Here is a 26,411-nt window from a genome sequence, read left to right as displayed (position 1 = left end):
TAAATCCCTTCAACGCCTTTGATTCTGTGGTTCAGACAACGCTCTGCAACTACGGGATCAACCCCCAACGCAGCCAGATGTGATCGTGCAGTGCGCCGGAAATCATGAATAGTAAAGTTTGGAACGCTGGGCATATTGGCTTTTATTTTTGCTAATGCTACAGGCAATGTGCTTTCCTGAATGTGGGGAATCATCCTATGCTGCATCTTTCTTGCCGGAAGTACCCATTGGCTATTGCAGGACATCTGGTGAAGCTCTTTCAGCCATTCAAGTGCTGGTGCTGGAATGGGAATATCGATCGCATCGCCATTCTTAACTCGCTCTGCGGGTAAGTGCCATACAGCTCCATCAAGATCGAACTCTTCCCAACGGGCACCACAAAGCTCCATCTTGCGACAGCAAAAGGCTAGCAAGAGTTTCATTGTTAACTCGTTCTGGCGTGAGAATCCTTTTGTCATGGGCATAGCCTGAAAGAACTGGATGAGTTCTTCACGACTTAACCAGCGCTCACGACTTTGTTCCTGACCACCAGCATCTGAGATTTCAAAAGCGCCAGTGGGATTAGTTTCCAGCATATGCCGCTTTATTCCGTAATCGAATATTCGGCGAGTCCATCTCAATACATCGTTAGCGATTGTTGGTGCACCACGCTGTACGATTTTTTGCAGCATGTCATCAATATGATAGGGGCGAACATCTTCGATTCTGAGATGCCCGATATTAGGATTAATATCCTTATCTATGCGACGGCGTAGGATGTCTGGATGCTTCCAGCGATTGAGGATTTGACGCTCAAAGTACTCTGTTGCCAATTCTGAAACACGTAGCGCATGTTTTTCTTCCTCCATCTTTTTCAATGCTTCTGCTTTGCGCTCTTGTTTCTCTCCCGCCACGTCATACCCCAAGGCAACACGTGCTGACTGTTCTTTAGCTGTTTCTCGTGCTTTAGCGAGTGATAGTTCAGCATATGTCCCTATAACCATTGCTCGTTGTTTTCCTGCAAAGCGATAGCGAAAACGCCAGAATGGTATTGCATAGTTTTTAGGAAAGCATAAATACAGCCCGCCTCCATCAGATCGCCCATCAAAATGTTCGCCCGACTTTATCCATGCTTTTATTTGTATGTCTGTCAGTTTCGCCATGCTTACTCTGTCCCATTGGTGTGTACATAACTGGCGTGTCATAAATGTTAATGTGTACACGTCTATGTACACATGAAACACGCGCTGTAGTGATACGATATGAGACTATATAAAACAAAAAAAGCCATTTTTTACAATGGCTTTTTTAGACGATGGGATGTGATGAGACTCTAAGAGATCGCGTGAAACTTTACTCGATGTTCTGAATCTGTTCCCGCATTTGCTCGATCAGTACTTTCAACTCAATGGCAGAAGCGGTGACGTCGGCGTTGATGGATTTCGAGGCCAGCGTGTTCGATTCGCGGTTGAATTCCTGCATCATGAAGTCGAGGCGGCGGCCGACGGCTTCTTCTTTTTTCAGGATTTTGTAGGTTTCTTTGACGTGAGCGTCGAGGCGGTCGAGTTCTTCAGCGACGTCGACGCGCTGCGCCATCAGTACCAGTTCCTGTTCCAGACGGTTATTTTCCAGCTGTACCTGTGCATCTTCCAGCTTGCTTTGCAGGCGTTCGCGCTGCCATAGCAGGATGTTCGGCATCTGGGCGCGGACTTTGACGACTTCGGCGCTGACGCCTGCCAGACGTTGTTCAATCAAGGCTTTCAGCGCGTTACCTTCGCTTTCACGGGCGGCGATAAAGTCATCCAGTGCACCTTCCAGTGCCTTCAGCAGTTCGGCGCTGATGGCGTCCAGATCCTGCTCTTCTGCCGACATCACGCCCGGCCAGCGCAAAATATCAACCGGATTAATTTCCCCTTCGTCGCTCTGCATTTTGACCCAGTTGGCGGCATTAACCAGCTGCTTTGCCAGCTTTTCGTTCAGGATCAGTGCACTTTGCGCACTCGGGTCGAGTTCAAAACGCAGGTTGCATTCGATTTTTCCACGGGTTAAACGGGCGCGGATGCGCTCACGGGCGACGGGTTCGAGGCTGCGGAATTGCTCCGGTAAACGAAGATAGGTTTCCAGATAGCGCTGGTTAACGGAACGCAGTTCCCAGGCTGCGCTTCCCCAGTTGCCCTTGATTTCTCGGCGGGCGTAAGCGGTCATGCTGCGAATCATTGGTGCATACCTGTAAAGCAAATGATGAGAAGGATTATAGCGTTGAGTCCCACACAGGGGATAGGAAAAACCGTCCGTGGCGTGGCGTCTGTCGCGAATCAGGCGGCGTAAAGCAGGGTCTCGTGCTGTCTGGCGATGTCGCGACAGCGGTTTTTCATCATCTGCTTCAGTTGCAGCGTCGCCTGCGATTGCGGGTTGTCGCGGCGGCTGATCAAGGTGACTTCAAAAGGCAGCGGTTGGTCGATAGGGACGATTTTTAGCTGATCGGCATAGCGGCAGGCGGTAAAGAGATCGACGATGCCCGCGCCACCGCCTGCCAAAACCATATCGGCAATCACCGAGTAGGTTTTGATGTAGAGCGAAGCCGTCGGCTGTAGCGCCTTGTCGCGTAGCGCACGGTGTACCACCTGACCGAGCGGATCTTGATGTTGCATCATCAGCAGGTTGTTGTTGCACAACCATTCCAGCGATACCGGGCCATTTACCGGGCTGTTTTTTGGCAGCAGGGCGACCATCGTGGATTGAAATAGTGGTTCTGCCAGCAGCTCGGATGGCACCTGTTGACCAAATATCAGCGCAAAATCGAGCTGATTTTGCAGGATGTTCTGGCACAGCGTGCTGAAATGTTCGGTCACCAATTCGACATTAACCGATGCCGCCTGCTTATGAAATTCCACTAGCGTTGGTGCGACGACCATCTGTCCGAACGCATGTGCCGCGCCCAGCCTTACGGAGTGGGCTTTGCTGGTTTTGATTTGTTCGGTGAGTGAACTGATGCTTTGCAGATGGCTGAAGAGTTCCTGTACTTTCGGGATCAGGCGTAGCCCTTCTTCGGTGGCGACCATCCCCTGAGTTCGACGTTCAAACAGAGAAAAACCGAGCTGTTGTTCTGCGTGATTCAGTACCCGGCTGACGTTGGGCTGCGAGACGTTGAGCAACCGGGCGGCGCCGCTGATGGTGCCTGCCTGAACAATGGCCTGGAAGATTTCAATATGGCGTAATCGCATGAGTGCAGGCTCCGGCTGACGTTTTCTAATGAACGTCGTATGAGTAATAACCAAAAGTTCTGCAATTATTACGCCAGATTATATACCCGTCATACTTCAAGTTGCATGTGCGTTGGCTACGTTCAGTCACCCGAATCACTTACCTGAGTAAGCTCATCGGGATTCCTTCGCTTGCCGCCTTCCTGAAACTCGAATTATTTAGGGTATAAGGCCACGATGAATGGTCGATAGATAAGCGATGAGGACGCTTTATGCACTATTTTGATGCCCAATAATGGTGCGATCGCACCGATATTGGGCGTTTTGGTTCTGTTTCGGCGTGCTGATAGTTTAACGATAGATATCGGCGACGGGGGCTTCTCCCACGTAACCATAGCCGCGGTACATCCCTTCGCTGTTGAACGGCAGGGCGATGTTGCCCGCTTTGTCGACGGCAATCAGCCCGCCGCTGCCGTCCATCTGCACCAGTTTCTCCATCACCACACGATCGCTGGCCTGCTGTAGCGTCAGTCCGGCGTATTCCATCAGCGCAGAGACATCATAAGCCGCAACGGCGCGCATAAAGACTTCGCCTGTGCCGGTGCAGGAAACCGCGACCGTCTGGTTGTTGGCGTAGCAGCCCGCGCCGATGATAGGGCTATCGCCCACGCGCCCGGCTTGTTTATTGGTCATGCCGCCCGTCGAGGTTGCTGCTGCGAGGTTGCCCGCACTATCGAGTGCTACCGCGCCTACGGTGCCGAACTTACGGTCGGGATCGATAGGGTCGCTTTGGCCGTCATGGTCGAGGATGACACGGCCTGAGCCGGCCTGCGCGTTATGTAACTGCTGGCGGCGTTCGTCGGTGGAGAAAAATGCAGGATCAACCCTTTCCAGCCCGTGTTGTTCTGCAAAGGCTTCCGCGCCGTCGGCGGTAAACATCACATGCGGACTGGCTTCGAGAACGGTACGCGCTGCCAGAATTGGGTTACGGATATGGCTGACGCAACTGACCGCACCCGCATCCAGCGAGCGTCCGTCCATGATACTGGCGTCCAGTTCGTGGGTTTCTGCGTGGGTGAAGACTGAACCATGTCCGGCATTGAACAACGGGCATTCTTCCAGCAGACGGACAGCTTCCGTTACGGCATCCAGCGCAGTGCCATTTTCAGCCAAAATGCGTTGTCCACTGGCGACAATCTCGGACAGCGCGGCCAGATAGCGTTGCTCTTTTTCAGCGCTCATGGCCGAGCGGGTCAGCGCGCCTGCGCCACCGTGGATCACAATCACGGGTTTCGTCATGCGATAAATTCTCTTTTTAATCGGTTTTCGCCCCAGAAGGTCGGGTCGGAGAGACCGGAATCAGTTTTGCGTTGTCGCCAGATAGGAAAATGCACCCAGCAGGCTGGTGATTTCCCGCATGCTTTGCGCCGTATAACCTACGGTTATGGCATCCAAACGTTCAATGTTCGGCAGCAGACAGAATAGATCGGCCAGCACCGGTTTTGCCACCATCAGTTCGAGACGGTAAGGTGCCTGAATCCGCGAATTTAAGGTGCGGTGCGCTTTTTCCACCGCCGCCTTGGCTGCGTCACGAATCACCTGACGCGCCTGTTCGGTGCTGAGGGATTCCGCCGCGTGCTGTGAGATAGCACGTTTGACGCAGGCGTAGTCGGTGGCAGGGTAGTAGCGGGCGATCCAGCTCTGGAGCGTGTCGTCGCCACTGACCAACCAGAGTGGCGTCTTCTGTTCCACCCCGGCGGCAGCGTAGATATCGCTCTCGCCCATGATTTCACCGTTGATGCGCACGCGGTAGAACGCGCGGCCGTTGATGGTGTGCGATAGCACGCCAAACTCACCCGCGGCGCTGTGGTAGCCGATGAACATCAGGCCGTCGAACTGCTGCTGCTCCAATCCTTCGACCATGGAGTAACCGCGCGGTTTTCCCTGTACCAGTCGGGCTCGGGCGTCGATATTCTCAGCGCGTAGGTTAACCATTGCGGCATGGCTGTCGGCGACCACCACTTCTGTTGCGCCACCCGCGAACGCGCCGTCGATGGCGGCATTCACTTCTTGTTCCATCAGGCCGCGTGCCAGTTGGTATTCCGCAGTGCCGGGGCTGCACTGCTCTGGGCGCATGACGCCTGCGATCCCTTCAATATCGGCGGAGATAAAAATTTTCATAATTAATGTCCTACGGGAGAATGTCCTACGGAAGAGAGCGCCGCGGCTAGCTTATCCAACGCTTGTGGCAGCGTCGGGCGATGATGGCCGCGAAAGCCGGTAACGGCGTCTGCCTGAAGCATGGCGTCGAGCACCGCGTGTTCGGTCGCATCGGCGGCGGCGCTTAACAACGGTTCAAGCTGCGCATCCTCCGGCGGCTGTGGCTGTGAGCAGGTGGAGAATGCGACGGCGATGTCGCCGGAACCGTGTCCCCAATAGCTGCCGAGCCGACCTAATCCTGCACCCGCGCGTTTGGCAATGCGTTTGAGCTGGCGGGCATCGAGCGGTGCATCTGTCGCCATAATAATGATGATCGAGCCGGCGTCCTGTTGCGGAGCGAGCCCCGGTAGCAGAGGCGCGATGGCGCTTCCCATTTGCACGCCGTCCAGCGTCAGCGCGGAAAGCGTGCCGAAGTTTGCCAGCACCAGCACGCCGAGCGTGGCGTTCAATTCGGGGATCAGGCGCGATGCCGTGCCGATGCCGCCTTTCAGGCTAAAGCAACTCATGCCACGTCCGGCACCGACGCTGCCGCGTGCAAAGCGGTCCGTTGCACTGTCCAGCGACTGCCGCGCCATAGGTTCCGTCACGGCCAGCGCCTGAATGTCGTTCAGCCACCCGTCGTTGCACTCCAGCGCCAGCGGGTTCACCGTCGGCAGCGTGCGGCCCAGCTCAGGGTTGCGGGAAATCGCGTCGCGCACCAGCGTGGTAAATAGCGTGCCGGTTGCCAGCGTATTGCTGAGAAGAATAGGCGTTTGCAGTTGCCCCAATTCCTCAATCTGCACCAGCCCGATGGGTTTAGCGAAGCCGTTTAGCACCGCCGCGCCGCAGGGTAGAGGTTGGGTAAACAGGTTTTCACCGGGCGGCACAATCGCCGTGACGCCGGTTTGCACTTCGCCTGCCGCCAGCGTGCAGTGGCCGACGCGCACGCCTGCCACATCGCTAATGCTGTTATGCGGCCCGCTGGCCGAGCGCGGCGTACCCAGTTGCCGCGTCGTCTTCCAGCGTTGTAGCAACAGCGCCTGCTGCTGCTGGTGATAGTCGTTCATCGGATGATCGCCGTGCATCGCCTTCCTCAGCTTTTCAGTTTGGGGTCGAGCGTATCACGCAGCGCATCCCCGAGCAGGTTAAACGCCAGCACGGTGAAGAAAATCGCCAGACCGGGGAACACGCTGACGTGCCACGCGCCCGCCATCATCAGGCTACGGCTCATCGCCAGAATATTGCCCCATTCTGGCACGTCCGGCTCCGGGCCAAGGCCGATGAAGCTCAGCCCTGCTGCGGTCAGGATGCTGGTGCCGATACGCATGGTGAAATAGACGATCACGTTAGGCAGCGTGCCGGGCAGGATGTGGCGCATCAGCACGACGCGATCCGGCGCACCGGCGCAGCGCACGGCTTCCACATAAGCGGCCTGTTTCAGCGACAGCGTGGAGGCACGCACGATGCGGGCGAAGACGGGCACGCTGAAGACGGCGACAGCGATAATCACGTTATTCAAGCCAGGGCCGAGAATAGCAACGACTGCAATCGCCAGCAGCATACCGGGGAAGGCGAACAGCACGTCGGAACCGCGCATGATCAGCGTATCCACCCAGCGACCGTAGTACCCCGCCAGCAGGCCGAGCACGATACCGACCAGCATGCCGAGCGTGACGGAGAAAATACCGATGTATAACGAGATGCGTGCGCCGTAAATGATACGGCTCATCACATCGCGTCCAAGGTCGTCGGTACCCATCCAGTGCGCCGCCGAAGGCGGTGAAGCCAGCGCCATCCAGTCGGGCTCCATCGGGTTCCACGGTGCTAGCCAAGGGGCGAGAATCGCGACCAGTACCAGCAGCAGGACGAAGCCGCTGGACACCAGCGCCATCGGGTTACGGATAAAGACCTGAACGAAATCGCGCCACGGCGAACGTATCGTCTCTTCATCAAGCGTGGCAGCGGCCACGACGGGTTCGGAAGGCAGGTTCATCGTGTCTCCTAACGTAGGCGAATCGCCGGATTGACCACCGCGTACAGCAGGTCCACCAACAGGTTAATGACAATAAATTCAAATACGAACAGCATCACCAGCGCTTGAATGACCGGCTGATCCTGCGTTTTGATCGATTCAATCAACAGCCAACCCAGTCCCGGCCAGCTAAATACGCTCTCCACCACGATGGAGCCACCGAGCAGGAAGCCGAATTGCAGCCCGAGCATGGTGATAACAGGGATCAGCGCGTTCCGCATCACATGCTTCCAGGTGACCAGCCGATTGCGTAGCCCCTTAGAGCGCGCGGTGCGCACGTAATCTTCCTGTGCGACTTCCAGAAACGCGGAGCGGGTAAAACGCGCCATCACGGCGGCGACCGATGCCCCGAGCGTCAGCGCCGGCAGAATGATGTCGCTGGGCTGATTAAAGCCGCTGACGGAGAAGACGCCGAACGGCATGGCCACAAATTGGATTAGCAACAGGCCGAGCCAGAACGGCGGCATGGAAATCCCACCGACCGCGAAGCTCATCAGCGTCCAATCCTGCCATTTTCCCCGCTTGAGCGCGGATACCACGCCGATCAGCAGGCCGAGCAGCACCGACCAGACGAAGCCCGCCAGCGCCAGCCACATGGTTGGCATGAAGCTCTTGCTGATGACATCGATGACGGGCTGTTGCGTGCGGTATGTCACACCCAGATCGCCGCTGAACAGGCCGCCGAGCCAGTGGACATATTGCTGCGGCAGCGGATCGTTCAACCCTAACTGCTGACGGGCGGCTTCCACCGCCTCAATGGTCGCGTCAGCACCGGCGTAAATACGTGCCGGGTCACCCGGCAGCAGTTTGATAAAACCGAACACTAACAGGGAGACCACCAGCAGAACCGGGATCATTTCCAGCAAACGTCGGACGATATAAGCAAACATGGCGTTCTCCCTGACCGATTACTTAAATTCAGCCTGATCGAAGATCAGCGAGCCATCTGCCAGCATGTACACGCCGTCGAGGTTCTTGGTTTTACCGACAACGTTGTCTGGTGAACCCAGGAAGACCACAGGTGCATCCTGCCAAATCTGGCGCTGTGCATCAGCGTAAGCGGCAGCACGTTTGTCTGCATCGGCCGTCGCTAACCCAGCAGTAATCGCTTTATCCGTGACCGGATTGCTGTAGTAGGAGACGTTGTAAGCAACCGGCACCCAGGATTCTGTAGCAAACAGTGGACGCAGCGCCCAGTCAGCATCACCGGTAGACGGAGACCAGCCGTTGTAGAACAGGTCAAATTCGGCATCTTTCGGATCTTTTACGCCGAACAGCTTGGCGTTACGCATCCCGGAATCCATCGGGGTGACGGTGACTTTGACACCAACCTGCTCTAACTGCTGTTTGAAGAACTGTGCACTGCGGATGTAGTCGGTGCGGTTCGTCGTCCACAGTTTCAGGCTCAGGCCGTTGGCGTAGCCCGCCTCTTTCAGCAGCGCCTTGGCTTTTTCTGGGTTGTAGGTGTAGTTCGGCGAGGTCTGGCGTGCGAAGAACTGTACGTCCGGTGCCATTGCAGAGGAAGCCGGAACGCCCATGCCAGCAAAGCCCACTTTCAGCCAGATATCGCGGTTGATAGCGTAGTTGAGTGCCTGACGTACGCGGATATCGTTCAGCGGCGGACGCAGGTTATTCATCGCCAGCCAGAACTGATAAATACTTGGGTCGCGCTGAATCGCCAGCTTGCTGTCGTTTTGTACGGTGCCGATCAGGTCGGAAGGCAGCGGATAGACCGCATCAACCTGGCCCGATTTCAGTGAGGCTACGCGGGTGGAATCTTCCGGCGTTGGGTAGAAGGTCACGCTGTCGACTTTCGGCCAGCCTTTCTGCCAGTAGTTGTCGAATTTCACCAGCTTCACGTCTTTACCCTGCTGCCATTCGGTGAACTTGAACGGACCCGTCCCGACCGGATGTACGCGCAGCTGTGCTTCGTCTGGATATTTCTTCAGTGCTTCCGGGCTGTGCATCACGGCCGACGGGTGCGCCAGCGTGTTCACAAAGGCACCGAAGGATTTGTTCAGTTCGATTTTGACCTGTGTTGGCGACAGCACGGTGACGGTTTGCACCATGTTAAACAAGCTGTTGCGCTTTAAGCCTTTGCTCTGATCCGCCAGACGGTCGAGGTTGGCTTTAACGGCATCAGCGTTGAATGGCGCGCCGTCCTGGAAGGTGATGCCTTCACGCAGCGTAACGACAAACTCGGTGGCGGTATCGTTGCTGGTGTAACCCGTCGCCAGACGCGGTACCAGCTTCATTTTGTTATCGAACTGGAACAGACGCTCGAAGATGCCGCTCTGAATGGAGTAGCTCAGCGTGTCCGACGTATCGTGCGGGTCGAGTCCGGTGATATCGGCATAGATGGAAATACGAAGGTCTTGCGCCTGGGCAACAGCAGCCAGACACAGTGAGAGCCCGAGGGCAACGGCGGAGCGGCGAACGAATGGCTTCATGGTTATCTCTCCTGGTCAGCAATGAACGTGTGTTGTGTTTATGAATGTGTCGTGTTTTTTTACTATTTTTTATAGCTACATCGTATTTCAGGCTGCCGATTCGTTGTCGGCGACCCAGTGCTGCGGCGCAACCTCTCGGTAGCGCGTTTTGGCGACGGCCTCACCTGCTTTACGCAAGGGGGAGGGGATTTCGCTGTCGTCAAACTGGCGTGTGCCGCGACGGGTTGGATCGGCAATCGGAACCGAGGCCAACAGGCGGCGGGTATACGGATGTTGCGGATCGTTAAACACCGACTGACGCGGGCCGATCTCTACAATTTGGCCGAGGTACATCACCGCGACGCGGTTAGCGATACGCTCAACCACCGCCATATCGTGCGAGATGAAAATCCATGACACGCCGGTTTTCTTCTGGAGATCCATCATCAGGTTGACGACCTGCGCCTGAATTGACACATCGAGCGCCGAGACGGCTTCGTCAGCAATGATGACCTGCGGCTGCAATGCCATCGCACGGGCGATCGCGATACGCTGGCGCTGTCCGCCGGAAAATTCGTGTGGGTAACGACGGGCGTGCTCAGGCAGCAGGCCGACGCTTTTGAGCAGCGCCTGCACCTGCGGTGTCGCCTCTTCCAGTGATTTCACCAGACCGTGTAGCAGCAGCGGTTCGGCGATGGTGAAACCGACCGTCAGACGTGGATTGAGCGAGGCATACGGGTCTTGAAACACCATTTGCATTTCCCGGCGCAGAGGCTGGAAATCACGCTCTTTCATCTGGGATATTTCGTTGCCCTGAAAGTGAATGCTTTCGGCCTCGCTCTGAACCAGACGCAGTAAGGCACGTCCGGTAGTCGATTTACCACAGCCGCTTTCACCGACGATTGCCAACGTTTCGCCCGGCCAGACGTTGAAATCGATCTGCTCTACCGCGTGAACGTGGTGGGTCACTGTAGATAAAATCCCGCTGCGTATGGGGTAATAGACGCGCAGCCCGCGAATATCTAACAGCGGCTCGGCATCATAGCGGGCGGTGACTTGTTCAATATTGTCTGGGTCGGTAGCCTGTCCCAACAGTGGGAAACGTTTCGGCCACAGGCTATCGCGCATGTCGCCCAGTTTCGGTACGGCGGCCAGCAGCGATTGGGTGTATGGGTGCTGCGGTGCAGCGAAAATCTGTTCGACAGTGCCTTGCTCTACGATTTCGCCGCGATACATCACTACGACGCGGTCAGCGATTTCTGCGACGACGCCCATATCGTGGGTAATAAACAATACCGCCATGTCGCTCTGTTGTTGCAGGTCGCGCAGGATTTGCAAAATGCGCGCCTGCACGGTGACGTCCAGCGCGGTGGTCGGTTCATCGGCAATCAGCAGTTGTGGGTCGCAGGCCAGCGCCTGTGCAATCATCACGCGCTGGCGCATTCCGCCGGACAGCGAATGCGGGTAGCTTTTCATCACGCGATCGACGTCTGCAATGCGCACCTTGCGCAGTAGCTCACGGGCTTTTTTGTCTGCACTGGCGGCATCACAGATTTTGTGATCAAGCAGGGCTTCGGTAAGCTGATCGCCGACTTTTAGCACCGGATTGAGTGAGGTCATCGGTTCCTGAAAAATCATGGCGAGATCGCGACCGCGCAGCTTACGGCGTGCATCTGCTTTCATACTTAACAGGTCGTGTTGTTGACCGTCGCGCGCGGTGAAACGGAGTGCGCCACGTTCGATGTTGGCAGAATCTGCTAGCAACCCCATCACGGTGAGTGATGTCACGGATTTGCCTGAACCACTTTCGCCCACCACGGCGACCACTTCCCCTTTATTGACGGTAAAGGAAATGCCTTTTAGTGCCTGATGCGTGCCGGAACGGCCGCTAAAGCTAACGTTCAGATCGTCGATTTCCAGTACAGGTCTGGGGGCGTTACCGGGTGCTGTGGCGGCACCCGCGTGCATGATATCCGTCATGGTCACTCCGGTTGAGGGTTTTAGGGTTGCTTCGGTTGAGAGCGTCATAGCCAGATTCGGCCAAGGTTATAGGTCAGATAAGGCGAGCTGTCGGCTGCCAGCCAGATAGGGCCGTCAAGATCGACATGTTCGGCGTCTGCCGCGATCGGCAAAGCGGCTTCCATTGCCATTGATGAACCCAGCATGCAGCCGACCATAATGCGCAGGCCGTGGAATCTCGCCTCACGTACCATTGCCAGCGCTTCGGTCAGTCCGCCACACTTGTCCAGCTTGATGTTGATCATGTCATAACGACGGCGCAGCCCGACGATGTCACCGCTGTCGCGGCAGCTTTCATCTGCGCAGATGGGAATCGGATGGGCAAAGCGCTGTAAATCCTCGTCCTTACCGACGGGAAGCGGTTGTTCGATCATCGCAACCTGATAAGGCAGCAGAGCCTTGGATAGGCTGTGTAAATCCAGTCCGCTCCAGCTTGCTCTCGCGTCGATAATCAATCTGGCATTGGGCGCGGCGGCACGAATGGCGGCAACCCGCTCCAGAATCAGTTCACGATCCAGCTTGATTTTCAGTAGCAGTGCGCCGTGAGAAACGGCATTTGAGGCAGTAGCGGCCATTTTTTCCACGCTGTCGAGCGCCAACGTTTGCGCGCAAACTACGGATGCCGGCGGACGAATATCGAGGTGTTGCCACAGCGTCTGTTTTTTCAATGCGGTGTTGAGCCGCCACAGCGCGCAGTCCAGCGCATTTCTGGCCGCGCCTGCCGATAAATTCTGTTGAAGTTGTTCAATGGTGAGGCCGTTTTCTACCGCCTCACGGATCGCAGAAAGTTGGTGGCATACGCTGTCGGCAGACTCGCCATAATAGGCGGCAGGCGTGCATTCGCCTTGGCCAATAAATCCTTTTTCTTCCAGCGAGACGCGGATAACGGTGACGACATGACGCGTGCCGTTATCGGCCGTGATGGGGCGGGCCAGTGGCAGATTGACGGTTTCAATGTGCATATGCCGCATCATGATTTTTCTCATTCACGCTCAAGGGATGAACGGACTATTTCATGATGCATCATCACTGACGAATACTTGTTTATGAGTAGGGTATAACCTCAGGTTATACCATAAGGATAAGGTATGGCTGGTGAAGAATTAACCGCTAATCTTGCAAATTTATCGGTACTGGCGCAGGGTAAGATTAGGCAGCGCGCTGCGAAAAACGTATAATGCGCGCCAGTTTTCATTGACCCGCCGGAGATGAGCCATGCGCCCAACAGGCCGAAGTGCACAGCAAGTACGCCCCCTTACATTCACCCGTCATTACACGAAGCACGCCGAAGGTTCCGTTTTGGTCGAGTTTGGCGACACCAAAGTGTTATGCAATGCCACGGTAGAAGAGGGTGTTCCGCGCTTTCTGAAAGGCCAGGGGCAAGGATGGGTCACTGCCGAATACGGTATGTTGCCGCGTGCGACGCACAGCCGTAACGCGCGTGAAGCGGCTAAAGGCAAGCAGGGCGGGCGGACGCTAGAGATTCAGCGCCTGATCGCACGTTCCCTACGCGCGGCTATCGACCTGAAAGTGCTCGGCGAATACACCATTACGCTCGACTGCGATGTCTTGCAGGCAGACGGCGGCACGCGTACCGCGTCCATCACCGGAGCCTGCGTAGCGCTGGCAGATGCGTTAAATCAGATGGTTGCCAGCGGTAAGCTGAAAAAGAACCCGATGAAAGGCATGGTCGCAGCGGTTTCCGTCGGCATCGTGAACGGCGAAGCGCTGTGCGATTTGGAATACGTGGAAGATTCTGCTGCTGAAACCGACATGAATGTGGTCATGACTGAAGATGGCCGTATGGTTGAAGTGCAGGGGACGGCCGAAGGCGAGCCGTTCAGCCACGAAGAATTGCTTACCTTGCTGGCGCTCGCCCGAGGGGGAATCGATACCATCGTTCAGGCGCAGAAAGCTGCCTTAGCTGATTGATTTTATAAGCGACCAATTGGTCGCTTTTTTATACCCGTCATACTTCAAGCTGCATGTGCGTTGGCTTTGTTACTCGGCCAACTTATGGCCTCGCCCCTTCGGGGTCAGCGCAAGCACTGTTCAAAAACGCCTTGCCGTTTTTGTCCTGCAACTCGAATTATTTAGGGTATATATAAATTACTCAACAACATGATTAATCCGTAAGACGAGGAGATGCAGTAATGAAAGCCTACCAGCGCCAGTTTATTGAGTTTGCACTCAGCAAGCAGGTATTGAAGTTCGGCGAGTTTACGCTGAAATCCGGGCGTATCAGTCCCTATTTCTTTAACGCCGGGCTGTTTAATACCGGGCGCGATTTGGCCTTACTAGGGCGTTTTTATGCCGAAGCTTTGGTTGATTCTGGTGTGGAGTTCGATCTGCTGTTCGGGCCAGCTTACAAAGGTATTCCTATTGCCACCACCGCAGCGGTAGCGCTGGCAGAACACCACGATCGTGACCTGCCTTACTGCTTTAATCGCAAAGAAGCTAAAGACCATGGCGAGGGCGGCAGTCTGGTCGGCAGCCCATTGCAGGGTCGCGTGATGCTGGTGGATGATGTGATCACGGCGGGTACGGCGATTCGCGAGTCGATGGAGATCATCGGTGCGCACGGCGCGACGCTGGCGGGTGTGATGATTGCGTTGGATCGTCAGGAACGCGGTCGTGCTGATTTGTCTGCGATTCAGGAAGTTGAACGTGATTATCAGTGCAAGGTGATCTCGATTATTACGCTGACGGATTTGATCGCTTATCTGGCTGAAAAACCAGAAATGGCGGCGCATCTGGATGCGGTGAAAGCCTATCGTGAGCAGTACGGGATTTAACGTTGTGAGACCCGCCAGAGATGTCTGGCGGGTAATGGCGGTGTTTAGTTCAATTGCGCAGCCAGCAGCGGCCAGCGGGTATCGAATTCCTGCGTCGGACGATAGCGGAATTCAGAGCGAATAAAGCGCGACAGCATCCCTTCGCAAAACGCTAACAGTTGGCTAGCCAGCAGCGTTTCGTCATGCTGGAAACCTTTGCCATCACGTAGCTTATGCTCGCGCAATACCTGACGCAATTGCGATTCAATACGCTCAAACAGTTGGTTAATTCGCCCCTGTAAGCGATCTTGTTCAAACATCAGCGCATGACCCGTCATGATGCGAGTCAGACCAGGATTCCGTTCTGCAAACCCTAAAATCAGCAGCAAAATCAGACGAAGACGATTAAACGTTTCCTTTTCGTCTTGCAGAATCAGGTTAATGCGGGTGGTCAGGCTATCCTCAATGAATTCAATCAGGCTATCAAACATCCGCGTTTTACTGGGAAAATGCCGGTAGAGCGCTGCTTCGGATACGCCGACGTTCGCAGCTAGTTTTGCCGTGGTGATGCGTTGGCTACCGTCGCTGGATTCCAGCATCTGCGCCAGCGCCTGCAAAATTTCCTCGCGGCGATTCCTTTTCGTATTTTCTTTTTCTGCCATGTCTGAAAAGACCCTTGCTAAATATTTGACTGACAAGCACCCGTTAGCGCCACAGTCGCCATTTCCTTTTGGATAGGCGGCGCTGTGGCTTATATGAATTTTTTACACTACAGGGTGGCTGGAGCGCGTTAGCTACGGCCGGAGTGGCCGAAGCCGCCTTCTCCACGTTCGCTGCCGACGAAATCTTCGACCAGATTAAACTCAGCTTGAACGACGGGCACAAAAACCATCTGCGCGATGCGTTCGCCCGGTTCAACCGTAAACGATTGTTGACCCCGGTTCCAGACGGAAACCATGAGTTGCCCTTGATAGTCGGAATCGATCAGACCAACCAGATTCCCCAGCACCACGCCGTGCTTATGGCCTAGCCCAGAACGAGGCAGAATAACCGCCGCCAGCCCGGTATCGGCAATGTGAATCGCCAGCCCGGTTGGAATCAGGGTGGTTTCTCCTGCTTTGAGCTCAATCGCCTGATCCAGACATGCACGCAGATCGAGCCCGGCAGAACCCGGAGTAGCATAGGTTGGTAACGGGAATTGTTGTCCAACACGTGGGTCAACAATCTTAACGTCGATTTTTTTCATCATAACGGCTGATAATCTCATCGATTAATTTTTGGCCAAGAAGACGTTTGTCGCACTGCGGCAACGCGGTGTCTCCATCATGCCAAAAAAGATGTAACGCATTGGTTTCACTGTTAAAACCATGCCCGGAAAGAGAGACGTTGTTCGCGCAAATCAGGTCCAGTTTTTTACGCGCCAGTTTCTGCCGGGCGTATTCTTCCACATTCTGGGTTTCGGCAGCAAACCCGACAACATAAGGACGATTTTCTGTCATGGCTGCGACACCAGCGATGATATCTGGATTTTTGACCAGGGTGAGAGTCATTTCATCACCCTGCTGATTCTGTTTTTTAATCTTTTCATCAGCGATATGTTTGGCGCGATAGTCTGCAACCGCAGCACAGCCGATAACAATGTGCTGCTGTGTTGCGTGTTCCATCACCACGTGCTCCATCTCCAGCGCGCTGCCGACATCAATACGCGTGACGCCTTGCGGTGTAACAAGCGAGACTGGGCCGCTTACTAGTGTGACGTTAGCGCCACGAGCGGCAGCGGCCTGTGCGATAGCAAAGCCCATTTTTCCGGAACTGTGGTTAGAGATGAAGCGCACCGGGTCCAGCGCTTCTCTCGTCGGCCCAGCGGTGACCAGAATATTCAGATGTTGCAGATCGTTGATGGCAGAAAAATGACGCTGCGCCAGCCCAACAATGTCCATCGGGTCGATCATACGACCCGGTCCAACATCGCCACACGCCTGACTGCCGCTATCCGGCCCCCAGATTGGTAGCCCTCTTGCCGCCAGCGTGCGCAGGTTGTCTTGCGTGGGCTCTGCGCGATACATCTGCTGATTCATCGCAGGGACGACGGCGATAGGGGCAGACGTTGCGAGGCAAAGGGTGGTCAGCAGGTCGTTTGCCATGCCAGCGGCGACGCGGGCAATCAGATCGGCGGTGGCTGGGGCAAGAATGACTAAATCAGCCCATTTTCCTAACTCGATGTGGCCCATTGAGGCTTCTGCCGCGGGGTCGAGCAGGTCGTCTGATGCGGGATGGCCAGAGACAGCCTGTAGCGTCAGTGGCGTGATGAAAGCTTTAGCGGCAGATGTCATGACAACCCGTACATCGGCACCGCCATCGCGCAGGCGCCGTACCAGTTCCGGGCACTTGTACGCAGCAATACCGCCACTGATACCCAGTACGATTCGTTTGCCGGAGAGTGCATTCAGGCTGGAAAATTCCGTCATCATCATGGTCCGATTAAAAGTCCGAAGAGGCATCATTTTACCATAACCTTGCGGTCAGATAAGAACCTTAAGGTCGTTGCCAGGGTTTACCTGAGAAGATTGCGAGGCACCTCGCAGCCTTTTATCGGCGATATCGTCCTATTTTTGCCGGCGTGACATGATGCCGTCGAGCGGTACAGGGAGAGGCTGATGGGTTGGGAAAAGGGATTGGCACCGCGTGAAAAACTGGTGCGTTTAGGGGCGGAATCGCTGACGGATGCCGAACTGCTGGCGATTTTTTTACGCACAGGGCTACCCGGTATGCATGTGATGCAGCTGGCAGAAAGTTTGTTGGTGCAATTTGGGTCGTTATATCAACTGATGACGGCCGAGCAGTCTGCGTTTCATAGCGCCAAAGGCGTGGGAATATCAAAATATACGCAGCTTAAGGCGATAGCAGAGCTGTCGAGGCGGTTGTTTTTCTCTCGCCTGGCAAAAGAGGACGCGATGCTAAACCCGGCAGCGACCGGTCAATATTTGCAGTTGCTACTGTCGCGACGTGAGCGCGAGGTTTTTTTAGTCCTGTTTTTGGATAATCAACACCATGTTATTCGCCATCAGGAGATGTTTGTTGGTACGATTAACAGCGTGGAAGTACACCCGCGTGAAATTGTGCGTGAAGCGCTAAAGGCGAATGCCGCCGCGCTGATTTTGGCGCATAATCACCCGTCGGGAAAAGCGGAGCCGAGTCAGGCTGACCGTGCGATAACCGAACAGATTGTCAAAGCGTGCCTGTTAATGGAGATCCGCGTGCTCGATCATTTAGTCATTGGGCATGGCGAATACGTTTCTTTTGCCGAGCGTGGCTGGATTTAACAGATATTTCCGCGATCCAATGGGATCTTTAGCTGTTCGGGACTTGAGCACTTACGCTTCAGAGCGTATACTACGCCACCTTTGAGAATCTTGGGTGTGGCGTTAAGAGCCTATCTCAGCAGGTTTATCCTGATGACAGAGTCTTTTCAGTGAAGTTGCTGAGATGGGCTCTAAAGCCTGACGAGGCGGCCAAACCCTATACGAAGCTCGAGCTGATTTGATTTTTGGAGAATAGACATGTCCCGAGTCTGCCAAGTTACTGGCAAGCGTCCGGTGGCCGGGAACAACCGTTCCCACGCACTGAATGCGACCAAACGCCGTTTTCTGCCGAACCTGCATTCACACCGTTTTTGGGTTGAAGGCGAGAAGCGCTTTGTAACACTGCGTGTATCTGCTAAAGGTATGCGTGTTATTGATAAGAAGGGTATTGAGACGGTTTTGGCCGATCTGCGTGCCCGTGGTGAAAAGTATTAAGGAACTGAATCATGGCTAAGGGTGTTCGCGAGAAGATCAAGCTTGTTTCTTCTGCTGGTACTGGTCACTTCTATACCACTACGAAGAACAAACGTACTAAGCCGGAAAAATTGGAACTGAAGAAATTCGATCCAGTTGTCCGTCAGCACGTTCTCTACAAAGAAGCTAAAATTAAGTAATTTTTGCTCCTTTATGAAAAACCCAGCCAAGGCTGGGTTTTTTTTTGGCAGTTGTCTGTCAGGCACGTGTCGATTTGTCTTAACTGATTTGTTTTAATCGCTGTGGGTAAAATATGTCAGCGATAGCGTTGTTTCCCGCCGTATCCCCTGTTTTGGGGGCCATCACAGATGGTATCCTGTTGTTTATGCTAATGTAGCCACCTTTATCAGGAGACGCACATGCCTGAATTACCTGAGGTTGAAACCAGTCGTCGGGGAATTTCACCCTATCTCGTTGGTCATACCATCCTTTATGCAGAAGTGAGGAATACGCGCCTGCGCTGGCCGATATCGGCTGAGGTTCTCTCACTAAGCGATGAGCCAGTGCTAAGCGTGCGTCGACGGGCAAAATACCTGCTGATTGAGCTTACGCGTGGCTGGATTATCGTGCACCTTGGTATGTCTGGTAGCCTGAGGGTATTGCCGGAATATAGCGAACCAGAAAAGCACGATCATGTTGATTTGGTGATGGACAGCGGTAAAGTGCTGCGTTACACCGATCCCCGGCGTTTTGGCGCCTGGCTGTGGACGGATAATATAGAAACTTGCTCGGTATTGGCACATCTAGGGCCGGAGCCATTAGAGTCAGAATTCTCCTCAGATTATCTCTATCAGGCGTCACGAAATAAAAAAACGTCGATAAAACAGTGGATTATGGATAAAAAAGTGGTCGTTGGCGTAGGCAATATTTATGCGAGTGAATCGCTATTTGCTGCGGGTATCCACCCTGATAGAACGGCCGGATCGCTAAATGAGAATGATGCAGCCGTCTTGGTGCACGTGATTAAACAGGTGTTACAGCTTTCGATTGAGCAGGGTGGCACGACGCTGCGTGACTTTTTGCAATCAGATGGCAAGCCTGGCTATTTCGCACAGGAGTTGCGGGTCTATGGCCGCAACGGTGAACCTTGCCGAACATGTGGAACACCAATAGAAACCGCGAAACATGGGCAGCGTAGCACATTCTTTTGCCGCCGTTGTCAGCGTTAATATTGTTTAATTTAGCTTTTTTCGCTTAAATATAAGGTGCTTTAGAGGGCATTATGAGTCGTGTGGATATTAGCGTCATTGTTCCTATTTATAACTGTGAAGAGTATATCGAGCCTCTTGTTTCGTCTTTGCTTGCCCAGGATAATGTCGCTTTTGAAGTTATTGCGATAAATGATGGTTCCACAGATGGCAGCCTTCTGAAATTGAATGAGATAGGCAAGTCGGCTACAAATTTGATTATTGTCAGTCAAGAGAATAAAGGGTTGTCTGAAGCGAGAAACACAGGGATTCGGCACGCCAGTGGCGAGTGGATTGCATTCGTTGATGGTGATGACTGGTTGGAAAAAAGTACGCTATCGACATGGCTTGAAAAAGCCAAGGAACAACGCCTTGATCTATTGATAGGCAATGGTTTTAAGTTTAATGAAAATCCAGAACAAGAAGTAAAAGAGCCTATTCAAACAAAGCAGCCATGGGATGAGGTAATTAGCGGAGATGAATGGATCATTCGTAGTGTAAGAAATAATGAATGGTGCCACTTTGCATGGTTGCAGCTAATACGCCATGATGTCATATCATTGAATAAATTAAGTTTTATTCCGGATATGATGCATGAAGACATTCTATGGACGGCGAATTTAGCGCTGGTTGCTAAACGAGTGGGCTTCTGTGAAAAGGTAGGTTATGGTTATCGAATCGGTAATACGAATTCGATAACAAAATCAGTGTCGATTGAGAAAATATCACGTAGAGCAAACAGTTATATTGATATCATGCATGGCCTAATTGCTCTTGCTCATCGAAAAAAAGACAACGCTATTTTAAATAAAGCATTAATTCGTCATGCAAACCGAGAGAGTCGCCATTTGTTTGGGCTTTTGCGTAAAAAAATATCATCTCATGCCATTCGGAAACAGTTAGCCCAGAAAGTTATTGCTACTGGCATTGGTGGGAATTTATTCAAGGAAATGGGCTCATTTAATGACTTTTGGTATGCCCTACGTTTTAATCTTACTGTTTATCTATTTTCAAAGAAAAAATAATGTCTCTACAGATTCTTCGCTAATTTATCGTGTAGTGCACTAACGATGGCGTCGGGTAAGAAATGTGACACATCGCCGCCGTGACGAGCGACTTCCTTGACCAAAGAAGATGAAATAAATGACCATTCTTCCGATGGCATCAGGAAAACGCTTTCAAGCGTCGGCATCAGGTGATGGTTCATTTTCGCGAGCTGAAGTTCATATTCGAAATCGGCAACGGCTCGCAAACCGCGCACAAGAATATTCGCTTTTTGCTGCTGCGCGAAGTGCACCATGAGATCGCTAAAACCGATGACTTCGACGTTCGACAAATGTTGTGTTGCGCCCTTTGCTAACGCCACGCGCTCATCCAGTGTGAAAAGCGTATGTTTACTCGGACTGGCGGCGATAGCCAGCACCACCTGATCGAACATGCGTGACGCACGCGTCAGTAAATCCAAATGACCATTGGTTAATGGATCGAATGTGCCAGGATAAATCGCTTTGGTTGTCATCACGTTAGCCCTTCATTCACTGTCTCGGTGGTCACTGTTTCACTGGGTTCTCTGGGGTAAATAAGGTTCCAGTAGCGTTAGCAGCATCTGTAGTGCGCCTTGGTTTTGATGTAACACTTCCACGGCGTGTCGGCCATAGTAGAGGCGATAGTCTTCGTCAGCGAGCAGTTTCCCTACTTCTTTTCCAAGTGAGTCTGCATCGGTAACGGTAATCAGCCCGTCAGCCTGGTCTAGTTTGTTGCAGATATCTTTGAAATTGAACGTGTGTGGCCCCATCAATACTGGGATAGCATGAGCTGCCGCTTCTAACGGATTATGTCCGCCTCGCTCAACCAAACTTCCACCGACAAAGGCCAAATCGGCGATGCCGTACAACAGCATCAGCTCGCCCATGGTGTCACCAATGACCACTTGAGTGTTCGCAGAAGGCTGTTCACCACTGCTGCGCAAGGTGTAGGTGAATGCCAAATCTTCTGCCAACACCTGTGTGGTAGAAAAACGTTCTGGGTGGCGAGGAACAAGAATCAACAATAAATCGGGGTAGGTACTAAGCAACTGGCGATGCGCGGCCAGAACGATTGCTTCTTCACCTTCATGCGTACTGGTCGCTATCCATACTGGGCGATGCGGTGCCCATTGCCGGCGTAATGTGATCGCTCGGGCGGCTAGCTCCGGTGTAACGGAAATATCAAATTTGAGGCTACCGGTTACTTTCAGGCTTGAGCGTTTCAGACCAAGATCGATAAATCGATTCCCGTCTTCCTGATTTTGTGCGGCGACGAGCGTGATACGTTGCAAGATATGACGCGTTAGCTTACCGATCTTTTTGTAACCCGCCGCAGAGCGTTCTGATAACCGAGCATTGGCAATGACCAGCGGAATTTCGCGTTTATGCAGCTCCGCGATCAGATTCGGCCATAGTTCGGTTTCCATAATGATGACGATTTTTGGACGAACCTGATCAAAAAAACGTTTCAGGGCACAAGGTAAATCATAAGGCAGATAAACGTGATAGACCGTGTCACCAAAAGCGGAACGCACGCGCTCAGAGCCAGTGGGTGTCATTGTCGTTACCGTTATCGGCAGATTAGGATAACGATGACGCAATGCTCTCACTAAAGGAATGGCTGCTAATGTTTCACCCACTGAGACCGAATGCAGCATGATACCGTCTGGTTTAACCTTCTCTGCACAAAAACCGTAGCGTTCACCCCAACGCCGACGATAAGCGGGTGCCTTGCGGCCACGAAGCCACAGGCGAAGCCAAATCAACGGTTGGATGAGGTACAGGATGATGGTGTAGAGAGTTTGTAACATAAGATCTACTGTTATCGGTTATCGCTGGGGGGATTTTATCGGGTTCGTGAGGATAAGGCTATTTGTAAAACGGATGCGCTTATTCCTCTGACGCATTTCCTAAAAAATGCGGACAGATACGTACATGGCTGTGGCTATTGGATAGCGTTCGGATTAAACAGTCAATCGAACGAATTAGAAGAGCCAACTGTGCTATCTGCCCGGACCTTGATTTATAAGACGTTTGTAGCTATTGGGATTTTTCACAGAAGATACGTTTTATTTTTCTTATTACGCCTTTGCTTTCATTAATAATGTTTTTCTTTAGCCGCTGTAGTGGGTGAACCAGTAATAACCATAATCTATAATATAATTTATCTTTCCCTTCTAGCATAACAATGGAGTCTTTTAGCTTACTGTAATGATTACTGTTAAACTTTCTTATTATATCATCGGTAACATTACGATATTTTAATCCGATGTTTCGATGGTTTTCTTCATGGTAGAAGAATTCGGTTTTGTTGATTTTCTCAATACCAATAGAAAATGGAACTGGGCCTGTAGTATTTAGCACGCCTTTCATTCCTACACCGTAAATCCAGGGTTTGTAATTTTTTAATCTATGAATAACTTCATCTATTGCAGATTTTATATAAGGAGACCTAGGTACTGAGGCTATGTTCCATTGTTGGTATTCGCCACATTTTAAGAAATCTAACTCTTTGTGTATCCCCATATTTTTATCACAGCCACATGCTTTATTATCCCAACTGCATAGCAGTATCTCACAATCTTCTGCAATGGCATCGTTAAGTGGGATCAAACATGAGCTTTTAATATCCAGATAAACACCGCCTTCGATATAAATCAATAGATAGCGAAATAAATCAGCTCTGGCTGCACCATACTTAGGATCTATACTTAAATAGAGACTCAGAACTTCTTTCCCGTAATTATTTTCTATATATGTTAATATTTTATTTTCATCATAAAAAAAATAGGTCCATTCAGGATTTATTTTTTTCAGGTTATCTATAGATGCTAATATTTCTTCAGGCAACTCATGTATGCCTTTAGTGTATATTTGATGAATTTTTTTAGGTATTTTCATCACTGTGTCGTCCTTGGTTTTTTAAAAAATAAAAAATATATCTATTGATGATTTTAAAATTTAATTTATATTTTATGGAAAATATATTTCGCTTTATTTGTTGTTATTTAGTGACCACAGTTCGGTGTATTTGTTAAAGGTATACTGAGCATTGACAAATGCGAGTAACAATCCTTGCTTTCCATCTAAAAAACCCGCTCTGAATATCCACGTTTTTAAAAATGAGAAAATGGTGTGAGTAAATATCGCAATATAACTGCAAGATTTACCTTTTTCATAACGTTCTTTTGCCCACGCAGAAGCATAACGTAACTGTTTTTCTTGGAATGCCGAAAAATCACGACAGGTTAAATGCTTAAGATCTCCAGATAAATGCTGAATAGGAGCATCACCATAATCCAATGATTCATGTACGCGGTTGTCATTATACTGGTAGTGATGATTTGCGTAGAGTCGTATTACTTTATCGGGATACCAACCGCTATGTTTCATAAAGCGGCCAAGAAAGAGATTTTGTCGCGCGCAAGAGTAGACGATTTTATCGTCTAGATTGGAGTTGAGTAGCACGCTTTCAATGGATTGACGTAGTTCAGGGGTTACTCTTTCATCAGCATCAATGAAAAAGATATAGTCTCCGCTGGCATAGCTCTGTGCTCGTTGCCTTTGTTTGCCATATCCCTGCCAGTCATTGTGTTGATAGACTCTAGCACCATATTGACGAGCTATTTCTACCGTAGAATCGGTACTGCCAGAATCGACGACAATGATTTCATCTGCCCAACTAACGGATTGTAGGCACTCTTCTATTAATTCTGATTCATTTTTTGTGATTATTATTATAGATAATTTTTTATTCATACTACACCTATGATGTAAGTTACTCTTGATTTTTTCATTGTTATTGATATACGCTAATCAATTAATATTATCATAAGGTATTTACCGTGAAGACATTCGTAGTAAACTTGGAGAGAGATAAAAATAAAAAAGATCAGATACAGGATGAATGTAAAAAAGCTAAACTTGATTACGAAATAATTAGTGCAGTTGATGGCAGAGAGCTAAGTAACAGTGAGTTGAGTTCAAAAGTTCATCATATTAGTATTAATTATCTTTCTAAGGGAGAAATTGGTTGTGCATTGAGTCATCAAAAAATATATAAAAAAATAGTAGATGATAACATCGATTATGCTCTCATCTTAGAAGATGATGTTGAAATACCCCAAGATATTAATGTGTTTTTAGGACAGTTTTTAAATATTAAAGACAAGAGGCAAGGAGATGTTTTTTTACTGTACCCTTCAGGATTAAGATTTACTAATAGAAAAATAAATGTCACCCAAGATTATTTTTTTTATGAGGTTTATAATGCATCATGTACTCATGGATATATTATTTCAAGTAAGGCTGCTAAAAAACTTATACGAATAAATAATCCTGTCATATTAGTGGCTGATGCATGGCTATGGTTTTATCAAGTATCTTTATTAAAGGTTTATGCGTTGAATAAAGAATTAGTCAAGGCATATGATATTGATAAATCGCTGTCTTCCATAGAGACTGAAAGATTATTGCTGTTAAATGAAAAAGAAAAATACCAAATGGGAGTAATAAAAAAGCAACCTTTTTATTATGTGATAAAATATTATCATAAATATATTAGAAGGATTTTTCTTAAAAAAGAAAAGGCTTAATGACTATATAGAATCCACTATTCAAGATGCACAGTATAAAGAGCATTTTTAGGGTAGTGGATTAATTTTATAACTCATGGTGGTTTTAGTTAAATTATTTTCGATTGATTCATTATACACATATATTAATTTTGTTATTTTTAACTATTTTTTAGAAAAACATCATCAAATTTTTTCATGACTGACAATTTGTTAAATTCTTTAGTATAACAATCCCAATCTTGTTTTTTCATATACTCCCTATCAAATTCACTGATTATACGGTGAAGGTCATCAGCGTTATTATATATTATTGCCTTATCTCCTAGGATATCAAGATGACAACGTTCATCGGATAACCCCCATGTTATAATCGGTTTGTTTTTTATCGAGAACTCACCAATAGCTATACCGAATGTTTCTCCGTTAGTTCTAGCGTGAAGATAAGCGTCGCATGTATTTATAAATTTTGATATATATTTCGGATCTGATGTTCCATTAAGAAAAATAATGTTATCGTATTTATAGAAGAAATTAATTTTAACGAACGGATCTGTTCCGAGAAATAAGAAAAATATATCCTTCCTCTTTCTTGATATTTTCTTAATAGTATTTTTAGCAAATTTTATATCGAATGTTTCTGCACCGCCATGTCTACCGAAAACAATTGCGTCCTTAGGAATTCCTAAGGTGGTTCTCAGATCTGATTCGTCATCAGGTAAGGATATCATATGAGGTACATAGGGAGCCTTACCTGAAGTCATTTCATCTGAAAGCCATTTCGAGACATAAGCATATACATCACCATGCGGCTCATGATTTTTAAAAACAGCATGAACGACAGTTTTAATATCATCACTAATTACATCAGATTTTTTACCTGAGTTTATTACATATAAAACGTCTGATTGCGTTTCTTTTATTATTTTTTTTATTTCAGAAAGATGAGAGTAACTATATACTGCAAAGTTTTTTTTGAATAATTCAACTGCTTGGGGGAAATTATTTGGATTATCTTTTTCATATATAATTATAGATTCATTTCCTAGAGCTCGTTGATTTTCTAACGCATAATGGAACATTGCATTGGTTGTTCCTCGATAACACAATTGATTTTCATGGAATATGACTTTCATATATTTACCAAAGTGAAA

General features: G+C 50.4%; 27 protein-coding genes. 8 read left to right on the top strand and 19 right to left on the bottom strand.

Features of this window, described 5'->3' with window-relative positions; all coding sequences use genetic code 11:
* The 11 genes from A6301_RS09790 to ycjG all read right to left on the bottom strand — a co-directional run.
* Positions 1-1,142: site-specific integrase (locus tag A6301_RS09790; protein WP_234257678.1), on the bottom strand; the 1,142-nt coding region annotated here is incomplete at its 3' end.
* Positions 1,143-1,332: 190 nt separating this feature from the next.
* Positions 1,333-2,196 (bottom strand): YicC/YloC family endoribonuclease, encoded by an 864-nt coding sequence (locus A6301_RS09785; RefSeq protein WP_107169060.1) that lies wholly within the window; start codon positions 2,194-2,196, stop codon positions 1,333-1,335.
* 98 nt (positions 2,197-2,294) lie between these two features.
* The gene (locus A6301_RS09780) at positions 2,295-3,203 is read right to left on the bottom strand and encodes a LysR family transcriptional regulator (protein WP_234257677.1); all 909 of its coding nucleotides are present in this window, start codon (positions 3,201-3,203) and stop codon (positions 2,295-2,297) included.
* Between the two features lie 330 nt (positions 3,204-3,533).
* A complete protein-coding gene (locus A6301_RS09775; protein ID WP_205540522.1) occupies positions 3,534-4,481 on the bottom strand; it encodes an isoaspartyl peptidase/L-asparaginase family protein in 948 nt (315 codons plus the stop codon).
* 60 nt (positions 4,482-4,541) lie between these two features.
* A complete protein-coding gene (locus A6301_RS09770; RefSeq protein WP_234257676.1) occupies positions 4,542-5,363 on the bottom strand; it encodes a M55 family metallopeptidase in 822 nt (273 codons plus the stop codon).
* 2 nt (positions 5,364-5,365) lie between these two features.
* Positions 5,366-6,466, bottom strand: a complete 1,101-nt coding sequence (locus A6301_RS09765; protein ID WP_370642210.1) for a P1 family peptidase — start codon at positions 6,464-6,466, stop codon at positions 5,366-5,368.
* An 8-nt stretch (positions 6,467-6,474) separates the two neighbouring features.
* Positions 6,475-7,374, bottom strand: coding sequence for an ABC transporter permease subunit (locus A6301_RS09760; RefSeq protein ID WP_234257675.1), 900 nt, complete (start codon positions 7,372-7,374; stop codon positions 6,475-6,477).
* A gap of 8 nt (positions 7,375-7,382) precedes the next feature.
* Positions 7,383-8,303 (bottom strand): ABC transporter permease, encoded by a 921-nt coding sequence (locus tag A6301_RS09755; RefSeq protein WP_014913740.1) that lies wholly within the window; start codon positions 8,301-8,303, stop codon positions 7,383-7,385.
* Between the two features lie 18 nt (positions 8,304-8,321).
* Entirely contained in the window at positions 8,322-9,863 is a 1,542-nt protein-coding gene (locus A6301_RS09750) for a glutathione ABC transporter substrate-binding protein (protein WP_107169065.1), read from the bottom strand.
* An 87-nt stretch (positions 9,864-9,950) separates the two neighbouring features.
* Positions 9,951-11,822, bottom strand: coding sequence for an ABC transporter ATP-binding protein (locus A6301_RS09745; protein WP_234257674.1), 1,872 nt, complete (start codon positions 11,820-11,822; stop codon positions 9,951-9,953).
* Positions 11,823-11,866: 44 nt separating this feature from the next.
* Positions 11,867-12,832 (bottom strand): L-Ala-D/L-Glu epimerase, encoded by a 966-nt coding sequence (gene ycjG, locus A6301_RS09740; RefSeq protein ID WP_234257681.1) that lies wholly within the window; start codon positions 12,830-12,832, stop codon positions 11,867-11,869.
* A gap of 244 nt (positions 12,833-13,076) precedes the next feature.
* Between ycjG and rph the strand changes: the two genes are divergently transcribed.
* Together rph and pyrE are read left to right on the top strand one after the other, a co-directional pair.
* Complete coding sequence (gene rph / locus A6301_RS09735; protein WP_205540517.1) at positions 13,077-13,793, top strand: ribonuclease PH; 717 nt, start codon at positions 13,077-13,079, stop codon at positions 13,791-13,793.
* A gap of 221 nt (positions 13,794-14,014) precedes the next feature.
* On the top strand, positions 14,015-14,656 hold the full coding sequence (gene pyrE / locus A6301_RS09730) for an orotate phosphoribosyltransferase (RefSeq protein ID WP_137741229.1): 642 nt from the start codon (positions 14,015-14,017) through the stop codon (positions 14,654-14,656).
* Positions 14,657-14,700: 44 nt separating this feature from the next.
* Here the strand turns inward: pyrE and slmA are convergent, their stop codons facing one another.
* From slmA to coaBC, 3 genes are all read right to left on the bottom strand, one after another.
* Positions 14,701-15,297 (bottom strand): nucleoid occlusion factor SlmA, encoded by a 597-nt coding sequence (gene slmA, locus A6301_RS09725; protein ID WP_005967978.1) that lies wholly within the window; start codon positions 15,295-15,297, stop codon positions 14,701-14,703.
* 128 nt (positions 15,298-15,425) lie between these two features.
* Positions 15,426-15,884 carry a dUTP diphosphatase gene (dut, locus tag A6301_RS09720; RefSeq protein ID WP_005967975.1) on the bottom strand — a complete coding sequence of 153 codons (459 nt, stop codon included), beginning with the start codon at positions 15,882-15,884 and terminating at the stop codon, positions 15,426-15,428.
* Positions 15,862-17,139, bottom strand: coding sequence for a bifunctional phosphopantothenoylcysteine decarboxylase/phosphopantothenate--cysteine ligase CoaBC (gene coaBC / locus A6301_RS09715; protein ID WP_370642208.1), 1,278 nt, complete (start codon positions 17,137-17,139; stop codon positions 15,862-15,864). The genes dut and coaBC overlap by 23 nt, the downstream gene beginning before the upstream one ends.
* 153 nt (positions 17,140-17,292) lie before the next feature.
* Here coaBC and radC point away from each other — a divergent pair, with 153 nt between their 5' ends.
* The 5 genes from radC to A6301_RS09690 all read left to right on the top strand — a co-directional run bounded on the left by radC (position 17,293) and on the right by A6301_RS09690 (position 20,683).
* Positions 17,293-17,958: a DNA repair protein RadC gene (gene radC, locus A6301_RS09710; protein ID WP_107169070.1), complete on the top strand. Its 666-nt coding sequence runs from the start codon at positions 17,293-17,295 to the stop codon at positions 17,956-17,958.
* Between the two features lie 237 nt (positions 17,959-18,195).
* Positions 18,196-18,432, top strand: a complete 237-nt coding sequence (rpmB, locus tag A6301_RS09705) for a 50S ribosomal protein L28 (RefSeq protein WP_005967968.1) — start codon at positions 18,196-18,198, stop codon at positions 18,430-18,432.
* Between the two features lie 11 nt (positions 18,433-18,443).
* On the top strand, positions 18,444-18,611 hold the full coding sequence (gene rpmG / locus A6301_RS09700; RefSeq protein ID WP_002208990.1) for a 50S ribosomal protein L33: 168 nt from the start codon (positions 18,444-18,446) through the stop codon (positions 18,609-18,611).
* 219 nt (positions 18,612-18,830) lie between these two features.
* Entirely contained in the window at positions 18,831-19,640 is an 810-nt protein-coding gene (mutM, locus tag A6301_RS09695) for a bifunctional DNA-formamidopyrimidine glycosylase/DNA-(apurinic or apyrimidinic site) lyase (protein ID WP_234257673.1), read from the top strand.
* Positions 19,641-19,693: 53 nt separating this feature from the next.
* Complete coding sequence (locus tag A6301_RS09690; protein WP_234257672.1) at positions 19,694-20,683, top strand: glycosyltransferase; 990 nt, start codon at positions 19,694-19,696, stop codon at positions 20,681-20,683.
* A 5-nt stretch (positions 20,684-20,688) separates the two neighbouring features.
* Here the strand turns inward: A6301_RS09690 and coaD are convergent, their stop codons facing one another.
* The 4 genes from coaD to A6301_RS09670 form a co-directional block, all read right to left on the bottom strand.
* Entirely contained in the window at positions 20,689-21,177 is a 489-nt protein-coding gene (coaD, locus tag A6301_RS09685; protein ID WP_107169073.1) for a pantetheine-phosphate adenylyltransferase, read from the bottom strand.
* A gap of 39 nt (positions 21,178-21,216) precedes the next feature.
* Positions 21,217-22,494, bottom strand: coding sequence for a lipid IV(A) 3-deoxy-D-manno-octulosonic acid transferase (gene waaA, locus A6301_RS09680; RefSeq protein WP_234257671.1), 1,278 nt, complete (start codon positions 22,492-22,494; stop codon positions 21,217-21,219).
* 229 nt (positions 22,495-22,723) lie between these two features.
* On the bottom strand, positions 22,724-23,584 hold the full coding sequence (locus A6301_RS09675) for a glycosyltransferase family 32 protein (protein ID WP_234257670.1): 861 nt from the start codon (positions 23,582-23,584) through the stop codon (positions 22,724-22,726).
* Positions 23,585-23,677: 93 nt separating this feature from the next.
* Positions 23,678-24,442 (bottom strand): glycosyltransferase family 2 protein, encoded by a 765-nt coding sequence (locus A6301_RS09670; protein ID WP_205540512.1) that lies wholly within the window; start codon positions 24,440-24,442, stop codon positions 23,678-23,680.
* 86 nt (positions 24,443-24,528) lie between these two features.
* On the opposite strand from A6301_RS09670, the gene A6301_RS09665 reads away from it, so the two are divergent.
* On the top strand, positions 24,529-25,278 hold the full coding sequence (locus tag A6301_RS09665; protein ID WP_205540511.1) for a glycosyltransferase family 25 protein: 750 nt from the start codon (positions 24,529-24,531) through the stop codon (positions 25,276-25,278).
* Positions 25,279-25,418: 140 nt separating this feature from the next.
* On the opposite strand, the gene A6301_RS09660 is transcribed toward A6301_RS09665, so the two are convergent.
* Positions 25,419-26,393: a hypothetical protein gene (locus tag A6301_RS09660; RefSeq protein WP_205540510.1), complete on the bottom strand. Its 975-nt coding sequence runs from the start codon at positions 26,391-26,393 to the stop codon at positions 25,419-25,421.
* Positions 26,394-26,411 lie beyond the last annotated feature (18 nt).

Origin of the sequence: Pectobacterium sp. IFB5596 (genome assembly GCF_021432585.1) — a bacterium.
GTDB classification, from domain to species: domain Bacteria; phylum Pseudomonadota; class Gammaproteobacteria; order Enterobacterales; family Enterobacteriaceae; genus Pectobacterium; species Pectobacterium punjabense.
Note: the sequence above shows the minus strand (reverse complement) of the source record. Positions and strands in the feature narration are given on the sequence as shown.